The organism is Dietzia sp. DQ11-44 (assembly GCF_014145205.1).
Taxonomy (GTDB): Bacteria; Actinomycetota; Actinomycetes; order Mycobacteriales; family Mycobacteriaceae; genus Dietzia; species Dietzia natronolimnaea.
Genome location: NZ_JAALEC010000239.1, coordinates 1 through 10,645, shown reverse-complemented (window position 1 = coordinate 10,645; position 10,645 = coordinate 1). Strand labels below are relative to the sequence as shown.

Sequence of the window (10,645 nt, the reverse complement as noted above, 5' to 3'; positions counted from 1 at the left end):
CCGAACGGCCCGGGAGCGCGGGTCTGGCGACCGAACTCGTCGCGGACGGCGCGGATCCACTCGAGGTCCCGGCGGGGGAGGACCTGCCGGTGGCCCGCTGCCGGAACACGGGCGGGGACCGGGCGGTGGAGGCCGGCGCCGACCTGGTCGTCTTCCTGGACGTCGACTGCATGCCGGGCCCGGACCTGGGGTCCCGGTACGCCGAGCTCCCGTCTGATGCGGTGGGGGTGGGCCCGGTCACCTACCTGTCCGAATCCGCGGGGGCACCGGACCCCGCAGATCTGGCGGGCCTCACCGACCCGCACGCCGCGCGGCCGTTCCCGGAGCACGGCGTCCGGCGGCTCGAGGCGGACGAGTTCGGGATGTTCTGGTCGCTGTCCTTCGCCCTGCACGCCGACCTCTGGACACGGCTCCGCACGGACTTCGGCGGGTTCGACGAGCAGTACACGGGCTACGGCGCGGAGGACACCGACTTCGGGCGCCGGCTGTTGTACCGGCGGGTCCCGGTGGTGCTGGTGGCAGGCGCCCACGCCTACCACCGGTGGCATCCCGTGTCGTCTCCGCCGGTGGAGCACCTGGCGGACCTGCTGCGCAACGGTGCCCACTACGCCGAGCGGTGGGGTGAGTGGCCGGCCCCGGGGTGGTTCGAGGAGTTCGAGCGGATGGGCCTGGTCCGCCGTCGCGGCGACGGCTGGGAGGCGGTGCCCGCAGATCGGCACGCTGAGGACCACCGCCCCGGAATCGAGGGCTGACCCCGACGGGAAGAGCGTTCGGACCGCATCGCCCGAGAGGGGGGTGTGCGGAACGCCCTTTTCGATGGGGGCCGGGCGGGCGGCGGGCCGGCCGAGGCGGCGGGGCCGGGCGGGGCCTCAGCCCAGGAACGCCTTGTCGGACAGCGTCGCGCCCTTGATGTTGGCGAACTCCTTGAGCAGGTCCTGCACGGTGAGCGACGCCTTCTTCTGGTCGTCGGCCTCGTAGACGATCCGGCCCTCGTGCATCATGATCAGCCGGTTGCCCAGCCGGATGGCCTGCTCCATGTTGTGCGTGACCATGAGCGTGGTGAGCCCGCCCTCGCGGACGATCCGTTCGGTGATCGTGGTGACCAGCTCGGCCCGCTGCGGGTCCAGGGCCGCGGTGTGTTCGTCGAGCAGCATGATCCGCGGTTGGGTGAACCCGGCCATGAGGAGCGAGAGCGCCTGTCGCTGGCCTCCCGAGAGCAACCCGACCTTGGCGGTGAGCCGGTCCTCGAGACCCAGCTCGAGCATGGCGAGCTGGTCGGCGAACTGCGCGCGGCGCTTCTTGTTCAGGCTGGGGCCGAGTCCCCGTCGCCTGCCCCGCAGGACCGCGAGCGACAGGTTCTCCTCGATGGTGAGGGTGGGCGCGGTCCCGGCCAGTGGGTCCTGGAAGACGCGGCCCACGTACTTCGCGCGCTTGTGGTCGGGCAACCGGGTGACGTCCTTGCCGTCGATCTGAATGCTGCCGCCGTCGGCGATCAACCGGCCGGACACGGCGTTGAGCAGGGTCGACTTGCCGGCGCCGTTGGAGCCGATCACGGTGACGAAGTCGCCCTCGGCCATCGTGAGGCTGAGACCGTGGAGTGCGCGGCGCTCGTTGACGGTGCCCGGGAAGAAGGTCTTGGACACATCGGTGACTGTCAGCATCGTCAGGTCTCCTTGGCGCCGGTCGCGGCGGTGTCGGCGGACTCGGGCCCGGCGTCGACGGCGGTCCCGGTGCCCGCCACCGCGCGCTCGTTCGCGGCGACCGCGGTCGTGGGCTTGCGCCCGAATCGTCCGCCCACGGCCTTCCACTTGGGCGCGAGAAGCGCTATCACCACGAGCACGGCCGTGACCGCCCTCATGTCGTTCGGGTTGAGCCCCACCTCGAGCGCGATGGCGATGATGAGCTGGTACAGGACCGCGCCCACGATCACGGCGTACACCGCGAGCCACAGCCTGCGCTGGCCGAGGATCGCCTGGCCGAGGATGACCGAGGCCAGGCCCACGAGGATCAGGCCGATGCCCATCGAGATGTCGGCGAAGCCCCGATACTGCGCCAACAGCGCGCCGCACATGCCCACGAGGCCGTTGGACAGGGCGAGGGTGAGGGTCTTGGTGAAGTCGGTGGAGACACCGAACGAGGAGATCATCGGGCCGTTGTCGCCCGTGGCGCGGATCGATAGTCCCAGGTTCGTGGTGAGGAACCAGACGACGACGAGGCCGAGCAGTCCCACGGCCACCGCGAGGATGGCGACGCCGCCCCAGGTGCCGAGGATGCCGGCTTCGCGAAGCGGGGTGAACGCGTGGTCCTGTCGCAGCAGCGGCGCGTTCGCGCTTCCCATGATCCGCAGGTTGACCGACCACAGCCCGATCATGGTGAGGATCCCGGCCAGGAGGCCGTCGATCTTGCCCTTGGTGTGCAGCAGGCCGGTGATGATCCCGGCCAGGAACCCGGTGACGAAACCCGCGAGGGTCGCGAGCACCGGGTTCCAGCCTGCGAGAATTCCCGTCGCCGCGGTGGCGGCACCGGTGGTGAAGCTGCCGTCGACGGTGAGGTCGGGGAAGTTGAGCACGCGGAAGGTCAGGAAGACCCCCAGCGCCATGACCCCGTAGATGAGGCCTACCTCGACGGCGCCGATCACTTCTTCTCAGCCTCGGCGAGGATGTCCTCCGGGATGGTGACGCCCTGGCGCTCCGCGGCGTCCTCGTTGACCACGTAGGTGAACTCGGCGGCGGTCTCCACGGGCATCGTGGCCGGGTCCTCGCCGTCGCGCAGGATGCGCAGCGCCATCTCGCCCGTCTGGCGGCCCAACTCGGTGTAATCGATTCCCAGCGTGGCGACGGCGCCGCCCTCGACGGTGCCCTCCTCCGCGGCGATCACGGGGATCTGCTTGCTCTCGGCCACCTGGACGAGAGCCGCGATACCGGAGACGACCATGTTGTCGGTCGGTACGTAGATCGCGTCGACGTCGCCGAGCGCCTCGACGGCCTGCTGGATCTCGTTGACCGAGGTGACGGTCTGGGTGACGATCTCCAGGTCGAGCGGGCCGGCGGCCTCCTCGGCCTGGTCCACCTGGACCTGCGAGTTGACCTCGCCCGAGGCGTAGACGATGCCGACGCGCTCGGCGTCGGGGACGATCTCCTTGAGCAGCTCGAGCTGCTCGTCGATCGGCGCGGCGTCCGAGGTGCCGGTGACGTTGGCGCCCGGCTCCTCCATCGAGTCGACGAGCTCGGCCGAGACAGGGTCGGTGACCGCGGTGAACAGCAGTGGGATGTTGATGATGTTCTGGGCCATCGCCTGGGCGGCCGGGGTCGCCACCGCCAGCGCGAGGTCCAGGTCGTCGGCGGCGAACTGCTGCGCGATGGTCAGCGCGGTGGCCTGCTCACCGTTGGCGTTCTGCTCGTTGAACTCCACCTCGACACCGGCGTCGGCGAAGGCCTCCTTGAAGCCCGCGGTGGCCGCGTCGAGAGCGGGGTGCTGGACGAGCTGGTTGATGCCGATCGTGTAGGACTCGCCGCCGCCACCGGCGGCGTCATCGTCGGAGCCGCCGGTGCAGCCTGCGAGGACGAGTGCCGAGGTGGCCACCAGTCCGGTGAAGAGCGTCGCGCGTGAGAATGCCATGTGCCATGCCTTGTCTACGGTCACGGGTGAGCGTGAGGGGCCGGATGCGTTAACAGTGCTGGCACATGAGGGTACCGGGTCACACCGACCGCGTAACCCGGGACTCACCTCACGGGTTGCTGATCCGGCTCCGATTCCGCCAACTCGCGTTTCCAGGTGCGGAAACCCTCCTCAGTGCGGCCCCGGCGCCAGTATCCCGAGATCGAGGCCCGCCGGGCCGGGACGCCGCGTCCGGAGCGCAGCAGGGGGCGCAGGTGCTTCATCACGGTCTCGGCCTCGCCGTGCACGAACACCTGCACGTCGCCGTCCGGCCACGGCATCTCGCGGAGGGCGACGACCAGCGGCGCGTCGCCGTCGATCCGTCCGGGGCCGGCGTGGGTGGAGGGGGTCCCGCGGTGCAGCCAGGTGATCCGCACCCCCTCCGGAGCGGTGAGCGACACCTCGTCGTCGTCGTCTCCCACCTCCAGGAACACCGCTCCCACCGAGTCCTCGGGCAGGGCCTCCAGCGCGGCGGAGATCGCGGGGACCGCGGTCTCGTCCCCGGCGAGGAGGTGGAAGTCCGCCTCGGGGTCGGGACGGTACCCGCCGCCCGGCCCCCGGACGGTGACGTCGGTCCCGGGCGCGACCGTCCGGGCCCACGGCCCCGCCACGCCCGCGTCTCCGTGCACGACGAAGTCGATCCAGATCTCGCGGGCCGGGAGGTCGACGCGACGCACGGTGTAGGTCCGCACCACGGGGCCGTCCTCGGAGGGCAGTTCGAGCTTGACGTAGCTGTCGGTCTCCGCGCGCGGGGCGAAGGCGTCGAACCCCGCGCCGCCGAGGACGACCCGGACCATGTGGGCGCTCACCGTCTCGGTGCGCAGCACGGTGAGGGTGGTCGGGGTGGGGCTCTTGCGCTCATCTGCCACGGGGGCCTCCTTAAGTTAGGCAACCCTATCTTGCCAGTCGGCGCGTCCCGACCGCGCGGTCGTCCAAAGGGTTCCCCCCTTCCGTGTTGCAATGTAAGATATATGTGATCGTTCAGCTCCGCGTCACGAGGCCCGCGCGGCGATCGGAGTGGCGGATCTCAGCGGGCAGCGGTCCTTGGCGGCGAGGAGGCAGGTCGCCGCGGCAGTGCCCAGGACGGCCACAGTGCCGAGGATGATCGGTGCGGCGGGGAAGGGTAGTTCCTGGGACAGGACGAAGGCGCCCATGAGTAGGACGAAGTAGCCGAAGCCCTTTCTCAGGGCCTTCTCCGGGACGACGGAGGTGAGGCGGATGCCGACGAAGGAGCCGGCGATCGCGGCGGCGGTGACGGCGGCGACCAGTGGCCAGTCCAGGCTGACCGAGGTGAGGTAGCCGCCGAGTCCGGCGAAGGATTTCATGGCGATGACCAGCAGGGAGGTGCCCACCGCGGCGGTCATCGGTAGGCCCGCCAGGAGCACGAGGGCCGGGACGACGAGGAAGCCGCCGCCGGCGCCGACCAGTCCGGTCGCGGCGCCCACGACGAGGCCGTCGAGCAGGATCCGCCACAGTGGGTGGTGGTGGTCGTTGCTCTGCCCGTCGCGGTCCTTGCGGCCGCGGATCATCGCCCCGGCGGTGGCGATCATCATGATCGCGAAGGCGACCATCAGGACGGTGCCGGGGATGTAGCCGCCGGCCATTCCGCCGCCGAATGCGCCGACCATGCCTGCGGCGCCGAAGATCAGGCCGGTGCGCCACTGGACGTTGCCTTTGCGGGCGTGGCCGAACAGGCTCACCAGCGAGGTCGCACCGACGACGAACAGGGAGGTGGCGATGGCCTGCTTGGGGTCGAGTCCGCCGATGTAGGTCAGCAGCGGCACGACCAGGATGGACCCGCCCCCGCCGAGCAGGCCCAGTGACAGGCCGACCAGGACGGCCAGCGCCACGACGATGATCACGGTGATCTCCATGGCAGGTGCCTTTCTCCGGCGGGGGCGCCGGTGTGGGTGGGGTGGGTCAGGAGCGGGTGGGCAGCGAGTCCAGGACGGTGCCCAGGCCGGGCTCGTCGGCCGAGCGGTTCCACGGCATCTTGGCCAGGCCCGCGGCCATGGCGCAGGAGTTGCTCGCCGCGGAATAGGTCAGCCCGGCCCCGATGGCGCCGGCGAGGTAGGCGAACTTCGGGGAGACGATCTTGGAGGCGGTGACGCCGACCAGGACGAGCGAACCGGCGACCATCCGGACCTGCCGGTCCATCGCCCAGGCGCCCTTGCCGCGGACGACCTCACCGCCGGCGGCCTCGTAGCCGGCGATTCCGCCGTCCAGGACGGTGACCGAGTCGGGGTCCACGCCCACGGACTCCAGACGCTGGTTGGCCTGGCGGGCGCGGTTGCCCGACTGGCAGATCAGCACGACCTGCCCGGGAAGGCGGGAGGCGAACTCGTCCCCGTGCTCGGCGAGCAGGGGCAGCGGCACGTTATAGGAGCCGCGGATGTGGACCGAGGAGTACTCGGCGCCGGATCGCACGTCGATGACGGTGGGCGGGGTGTCCGAGTCCATCGCATCGCGCAGGTCGGCCGGGGCGATGGTCGGGGCGTGGGTGAGGCTGGAGAGCATGGGTGGTGTCAGCCCTTTCGTGTGGGGAGTCGGAGTGGCGGCGGGTCGCCGCGGGGCCGGGGGCCGGACGGGTGGTCCGGCCCCCGGGGTGTGCGGTGGGTCCGCTCAGGCGGAGACGAGGGTGCGCTCGGACCAGGCGACGTAGCTGCCCTCGAGCTCGACCACGTGGTAGCCGGCGCGGCGCAGGGCGCTGGCCGCGACCGAGTTGCGGACGCCGCTCTGGCAGTACGTCACGATCGGCCCGTCGGTCGGGAGCCGGTCGAGGTTCCAAAGGAGTCGGCCGCCGCTGAGCTGCTCGGAGCCCGGGATGTGCCCCTCGGCGTGCTCGGTCTTGTTCCGCACGTCCAGGACCATGGCGGCGTCGAACGCGTCCAGCTCGTCGGGCCCGATCATCTCGGGGGTCGTCATGGGCAGACACTCGAGGCCGGTGGTGTAGCCGGTGACGGTGTCGATGCCGACCCGTAGCAGGTGATCCCGGAACGCCTCGGCCATCTCGACGTCCTCGGCCAGGACCACCAGGGGCGTGTCCTCCTTCTCGGGGTCGTAGACCCAGGCGCCGAAGGAGGCGGCCTTGTCGACGCCGGGGATGTTGAGCGAGCCGGGGACGGTGCCCGCGTGGACCTCGTCCTGGCCGCGGGTGTCGACGACGACGACCTCGTTCGTCTCGAGGGCGTCGGCCACCTCCGCGGACTCGCAACGGCGCAGCGGGGCCAGCGGTCCGAGGACGTCCGGACCCTGCCGGTTCTGCCGCTTCATCCGCCCGAAGTACGCGTGCGCGTCCGGCTGACCGTCGAGCAGCTCATCGACGAAGCCCTGCTCGTCGTCACGCTCGACGTACCCCGCCCACCACGCGTATCGACGCTCGTACCCGACGCTGGTCGACGGAAGCGCGCCCAACGCCTTGCCGCAGGCGCTGCCCGAACCATGGCCCGGGAAGACCTGGACATGATCCGGCAGCGTGACGAACGACTCCTTGAGGCTGCGGAAGATCTGCGTGGCGCCGACGAAACGGGTGTCCACCCCGCCCGCCGCCTCATCCAGCAGATCCGGCCGGCCCAGGTCACCGGAGAACACGAAGTCACCGGTCAACATGTACCCGGGAGCATCGGCGAACGCGCCGTCGGTGATGAGGAACGACAGGTGCTCCGGCGTATGACCCGGCGTGTGCACGGCCTCGACGGTGATGTTGCCCAGCTTCACCTGGTCACCATGATGCAGGCGCTCCGCGGCGAAACCGTACTGCCAGTCCTCGCCACCCTCACCGGAAACATAGACGGTCGCCCCGGTGGCCTCCGCCAGCTCACGGGTCCCGGACAGGTAGTCGGCGTGGATGTGGGTCTCGGTGACCGCGGTGATGGTCATGCCGTGACGAGCGGCCAGGTCCAGGTACTCGCGGATGTCGCGGCGGGCGTCGACCACCACGGCCTCCCCCTTGGCCTGGCAGCCGATGAAGTAGCCGGCCTGGGCGAGGTCCTCGTCGTAGATGCGTTCGAGAAGCATGGTGCTCTCCTTGTCGGTCGGTGTTCCCTGCGAGGGGTGTGCCACGACTGTACATACCCAGGGGGGTATCGACAAGGCGGGCGGCGCATCCGGGCAGGGTGGCGTTCGCCACACGTGGTTGCGCAGGCTGTGCAATGGTGCAGCACTCGTGCAAAACTGCGAGGGTTCCGCTTCCCGCACCTACGCACCAGGAGCCAGCGCATGGCGTCATTCCTCTACCGCATCGGGCGGTCCGCCTATCTGTTCAGGTGGCGGTTCATCGCGGCCTGGATGCTGTTGATCGTCGGCGTCGGCACCGCCGCGGCCACGATGTCGCAGCAGACCAGCACCACCTTCTCGATCCCGGGCCTGGAGTCGATCGAGACCCAGGAGGAGATGCAGGAGCGGTTCGCCGGGGCGGGGGACCAACTCGACGCCCCCACGGGGACAGTGGTCATCCGCGCCCCGGAGGGCAGCACCCTCACCGATCCGGCGGTGACGGAGGACGTCGACGCATTCCTCGCACAGGTGCGGGAGCTGGACTTCCTCGCCGACACCGACGCGATCGTCAACCCGGTGATCGCCGCCGAGGGGCTGTCCCAGCAGCTGACCGAGGCCAAGGCCGCCCAGGAGATCCCGCAGGAGCAGATCGAGGCCGACATCGCGGCCCTGAGCCCGCTCAGCGCTGACGAGACGACCGGCACCGTCCAGGTCCTGTTCGCGGCCGAGACGACCATGGACATCGACGCCGAGGACCGCGACGCCTTCGCGGACGTCGTGGCCGGGCACGAGGGCGACCTGACCATCGCGTACTCCGGGAACGCCTTCCAGATGTCCGAGATCAGCGCCATCGGCGAGCTCATCGGCATCGCGGTGGCGGCGGTGATCCTCCTCGTCACCTTCGGTTCGCTGATCGCCGCGGGGATGCCGCTGCTCACCGGGATCATCGGCGTCGGGATCGGCATCGCGGGCATCTTCGCGGCCACCGCCTTCACGGACACGATCAACACCATGACGCCGACCCTGGCGTCCATGATCGGTCTCGCCGTGGGCATCGACTACGCGCTGTTCATCGTCTCCCGGTTCCGCACCGAGCTGGTCAAACACATCGGGGGGAACGACCTCGAGCCGGCCGAACTCGCGGAGAAGCTCAAGACCATCGACGCCAGGCAGCGCGCGCACCTCGCCGGGTTGGCGGTCGGCAAGGCCGGCTCCGCCGTCGTCTTCGCCGGACTCACCGTGCTCGTCGCCCTCGCGGCCCTGTCGATCATCAACATCCCGTTCCTCACCGCGATGGCGCTGTCCGCCGCGGCGACCGTCGCGATCGCGGTCCTGGTCGCCATCACGCTGCTGCCCGCCATCCTCGGTGCCGTCGGGACCAGGCTCTTCGCGGCCCGCGTCAAGGGCGTCAAGGCGCCCGACCCGGAGGACGAGAAGCCGACGATGGGCCTGACGTGGGTGCGCCGCATCCGCGCCCGTCCCGTGTTCTTCGCGACCGCCGGTGTCCTGCTGCTCGTCCTGCTGGCCCTGCCGGCCGTGCAGCTGCGACTGGCCATGCCGTCCGACGGCACGATGGCCCCGGACACCCCGAACCGCGTGGCCTACGACATGACCGACGAGGCGTTCGGTCCCGGTCGCAACGCCCCCATGATCGCCTTCGTGGACACGCTCGATGTCGCGGAGGAGGAGCGTCCGGCCGCGTGGGCCACCGCCGCGGCGGACATCCAGGCGCTCGACGGAGTGCAGAACGCGCAGATCATCGAGACCAACGAGTCGGGTGACGCCGCCCAACTCCTCGTCACGCCCGAGTACGGTGCGACCGACGAGCGGGCCGCGGACGTGCTCGCGGAGATCAGGTCCGGGGTCGCGGCCTTCGAACAGGAGACCGGGGGCACCTACTCCGTCACCGGCGTCACCCCGATCTACGAGGACATCTCCGAACGACTCACCGAGGTGCTGCTGCCGTACATCGCCATCGTGCTGGCGCTCGCGTTCATCCTGCTCATGCTGGTGTTCCGGTCGATCTGGGTGCCGCTGATCGCGGCGCTGGGCTTCGGCCTCTCGGTCGCGGCGACCTTCGGCGTCACCGTGGCGATCTGGCAGGAGGGCTGGGGCGGGATCATCTCCGATCCGCAACCCGTCATCAGCTTCCTGCCGATCATGCTCATCGGCATCGTGTTCGGTCTGGCGATGGACTACCAGGTGTTCCTGGTCACGAGGATGCGCGAGGGGTGGGTGCACGGCAAGACCGCACACAACGCGGTCGCCAACGGCTTCAAACACGGGGCCCGCGTCGTCACCGCCGCCGCGTTGATCATGATCAGCGTCTTCGCCGCCTTCATGACGATCGACGAGCAGTTCATCAAGGTGATGGGCTTCGCGCTGGCGATCGCGGTGCTGTTCGACGCGTTCGTGGTGCGCATGACCATCATCCCGGCCGTGATGTTCCTCCTCGGCGAGCGGGCCTGGGGCCTGCCCCGGTGGCTGGACAGGCTCCTCCCCACCGTCGACGTCGAGGGGTCGGCGCTGGAGACCGCGGAGGAGTCCGCCCAGCAGGGGACGAGCACCGCCACGGACGGCGAGGACACCGACGGCGGCGCCCACCGCGAATCGGCACTCGTCGGCGGCCGACACTCGGCCGACACCGTCGCCGAGCAGTCCCCGGGGGCGGGCCGGCACGAGGCGCCCGGCGGCCACGCCGACCCGGACGGTGGCGGTGGTACCGGGACGCGGACAGATGGCTAGCCTCCGGGAGCGCAAGAAGGCCGACACCCTCACCCGCCTCTCGGTGGCCGCGGTCGAGCTCCTGGTGGCCGAGGGCGCGGAGGGGGCGACGGTCTCGGCCATCGCCGACCGGGCCGGGGTCTCCACCCGCACCTTCCACAACTACTTCGCCCACCGCGAGGACGCGTTCGTCCACTTCCTCCGCGAGCAGGTCGCCGAATGGGTCCGGAGGGTCGACCAGGCGCCGGCGGGGATGTCGCCGCTCGAC

The 10,645-nt window shown here is 70.4% G+C and carries 10 protein-coding genes; 3 read left to right on the top strand and 7 right to left on the bottom strand.

What is annotated here, in order from left to right; all coding sequences use genetic code 11:
• Positions 1 to 752, top strand: a 752-nt coding sequence (locus G6018_RS06970; protein WP_182639240.1) for a galactosyltransferase-related protein, incomplete at its 5' end; no start/stop codon positions are given.
• A 117-nt stretch (positions 753 to 869) separates the two neighbouring features.
• Here G6018_RS06970 and G6018_RS06965 read toward each other — a convergent pair.
• The 7 genes from G6018_RS06965 to G6018_RS06935 form a co-directional block, all read right to left on the bottom strand.
• On the bottom strand, positions 870 to 1,661 hold the full coding sequence (locus tag G6018_RS06965; protein WP_182609808.1) for an ABC transporter ATP-binding protein: 792 nt from the start codon (positions 1,659 to 1,661) through the stop codon (positions 870 to 872).
• 2 nt (positions 1,662 to 1,663) lie between these two features.
• Positions 1,664 to 2,638, bottom strand: a complete 975-nt coding sequence (locus G6018_RS06960; RefSeq protein WP_182639239.1) for an ABC transporter permease — start codon at positions 2,636 to 2,638, stop codon at positions 1,664 to 1,666.
• The gene (locus G6018_RS06955) at positions 2,635 to 3,618 is read right to left on the bottom strand and encodes an ABC transporter substrate-binding protein (protein ID WP_182618299.1); all 984 of its coding nucleotides are present in this window, start codon (positions 3,616 to 3,618) and stop codon (positions 2,635 to 2,637) included. Before G6018_RS06955 ends, G6018_RS06960 begins: the two co-directional genes overlap by 4 nt.
• A 104-nt stretch (positions 3,619 to 3,722) precedes the next feature.
• Positions 3,723 to 4,526, bottom strand: coding sequence for a siderophore-interacting protein (locus tag G6018_RS06950; RefSeq protein ID WP_182618298.1), 804 nt, complete (start codon positions 4,524 to 4,526; stop codon positions 3,723 to 3,725).
• A gap of 123 nt (positions 4,527 to 4,649) precedes the next feature.
• Positions 4,650 to 5,531, bottom strand: a complete 882-nt coding sequence (locus G6018_RS06945) for a sulfite exporter TauE/SafE family protein (protein WP_182639238.1) — start codon at positions 5,529 to 5,531, stop codon at positions 4,650 to 4,652.
• A gap of 46 nt (positions 5,532 to 5,577) precedes the next feature.
• The gene (locus G6018_RS06940) at positions 5,578 to 6,174 is read right to left on the bottom strand and encodes a rhodanese-like domain-containing protein (RefSeq protein ID WP_182618294.1); all 597 of its coding nucleotides are present in this window, start codon (positions 6,172 to 6,174) and stop codon (positions 5,578 to 5,580) included.
• A gap of 105 nt (positions 6,175 to 6,279) precedes the next feature.
• Complete coding sequence (locus G6018_RS06935) at positions 6,280 to 7,674, bottom strand: MBL fold metallo-hydrolase (protein ID WP_182639237.1); 1,395 nt, start codon at positions 7,672 to 7,674, stop codon at positions 6,280 to 6,282.
• Positions 7,675 to 7,875: 201 nt separating this feature from the next.
• On the opposite strand from G6018_RS06935, the gene G6018_RS06930 reads away from it, so the two are divergent.
• Together G6018_RS06930 and G6018_RS06925 are read left to right on the top strand one after the other, a co-directional pair.
• Positions 7,876 to 10,398: an MMPL family transporter gene (locus G6018_RS06930; RefSeq protein ID WP_182639236.1), complete on the top strand. Its 2,523-nt coding sequence runs from the start codon at positions 7,876 to 7,878 to the stop codon at positions 10,396 to 10,398.
• A partial coding sequence (locus tag G6018_RS06925; RefSeq protein ID WP_182639235.1) for a TetR/AcrR family transcriptional regulator occupies positions 10,391 to 10,645 on the top strand: 255 nt, incomplete at its 3' end. The genes G6018_RS06930 and G6018_RS06925, both read left to right, overlap by 8 nt.

Excerpts from the sequence above, each read along its gene's own strand:
- G6018_RS06935 (WP_182639237.1), bottom strand. The coding sequence starts at position 7,674 with ATGCTTCTCGAACGCATCTACGACGAGGACCTCGCCCAGGCCGGCTAC.
- G6018_RS06965 (WP_182609808.1), bottom strand. The coding sequence starts at position 1,661 with ATGCTGACAGTCACCGATGTGTCCAAGACCTTCTTCCCGGGCACCGTC.
- G6018_RS06955 (WP_182618299.1), bottom strand. The coding sequence starts at position 3,618 with ATGGCATTCTCACGCGCGACGCTCTTCACCGGACTGGTGGCCACCTCG.
- G6018_RS06930 (WP_182639236.1), top strand. The coding sequence starts at position 7,876 with ATGGCGTCATTCCTCTACCGCATCGGGCGGTCCGCCTATCTGTTCAGG.
- G6018_RS06945 (WP_182639238.1), bottom strand. The coding sequence starts at position 5,531 with ATGGAGATCACCGTGATCATCGTCGTGGCGCTGGCCGTCCTGGTCGGC.
- G6018_RS06940 (WP_182618294.1), bottom strand. The coding sequence starts at position 6,174 with ATGCTCTCCAGCCTCACCCACGCCCCGACCATCGCCCCGGCCGACCTG.